Origin of the sequence: Pseudoalteromonas rhizosphaerae (genome assembly GCF_902498845.1) — a bacterium.
GTDB lineage: Bacteria > Pseudomonadota > Gammaproteobacteria > Enterobacterales > Alteromonadaceae > Pseudoalteromonas > Pseudoalteromonas rhizosphaerae.
The window spans coordinates 1-1,182 of record NZ_CABVLM010000043.1 but is presented as its reverse complement, the minus strand read 5'-3'; the positions used below and the strand labels follow the sequence as shown (position 1 = coordinate 1,182).

1 protein-coding gene is annotated in these 1,182 nt (G+C 44.4%); it reads left to right on the top strand.

Annotation, left to right across the window (positions count from 1 at the left end; all coding sequences use genetic code 11):
* Positions 1-1,149: elongation factor Tu (tuf, locus tag PSR9079_RS23355; protein ID WP_149983454.1), on the top strand; the 1,149-nt coding region annotated here is incomplete at its 5' end.
* Between the last annotated feature and the right edge of the window lie 33 nt (positions 1,150-1,182).

Genomic DNA, 1,182 nt, shown 5'->3' with positions numbered 1-1,182 from the left:
GTAAACGTAGGTACAATCGGCCACGTTGACCACGGTAAAACTACCCTAACTGCAGCAATCACTAACGTACTTGCAAAAGTATACGGCGGTGTTGCTAAAGATTTCGCATCAATCGATAACGCTCCAGAAGAGCGCGAGCGCGGTATCACAATCTCAACTTCACACGTTGAGTACGATACTCCTACTCGTCACTACGCACACGTAGATTGTCCTGGACACGCCGATTATGTTAAAAACATGATCACTGGTGCTGCTCAAATGGACGGCGCTATCCTTGTTGTTGCTGCGACTGATGGCCCTATGCCACAAACGCGTGAGCACATCCTTCTTTCTCGTCAAGTTGGCGTTCCTTACATCATCGTATTCATGAACAAATGTGACATGGTTGATGACGAAGAGCTACTTGAACTAGTAGAAATGGAAGTTCGTGAACTTCTTTCTGAGTACGATTTCCCAGGTGATGACTTACCACTAATCGCTGGTTCTGCGCTTAAAGCGTTAGAAGGCGAGAAAGAGTGGGAAGACAAGATCATTGAGCTTGCAGACGCACTTGATTCTTACATCCCAGAGCCAGAGCGTGACATCGATAAGCCATTCATCATGCCTATCGAAGATGTTTTCTCAATCCAAGGTCGTGGTACTGTTGTAACTGGTCGTGTTGAAGCTGGTATCATCCGCATCAATGACGAAGTAGAAATTGTTGGTATCCATGATACAACTAAATCTACTTGTACTGGTGTTGAAATGTTCCGTAAACTACTTGACGAAGGTCGTGCTGGTGAGAACATTGGTGCACTTCTACGTGGTACTAAACGTGAAGACGTTGAACGTGGTCAAGTACTAGCTAAGCCTGGTTCAATCAACCCACATACAACATTCACTTCAGAAGTATACGTACTTTCTAAAGATGAAGGTGGTCGTCATACTCCATTCTTCAAAGGTTACCGTCCACAGTTCTACTTCCGTACAACTGACGTAACTGGTGACGTACAGTTACCAGATGGCGTAGAAATGGTAATGCCTGGCGATAACGTTAAGATGACTGTAAAGTTAATCTCTCCAATCGCAATGGATGAAGGTCTACGTTTCGCAATCCGCGAAGGTGGCCGTACTGTAGGTGCTGGTGTAGTAGCAACTATCGTAGAGTAATAATTAACTTTTAAGTTAATTGTTAGAAAAAGG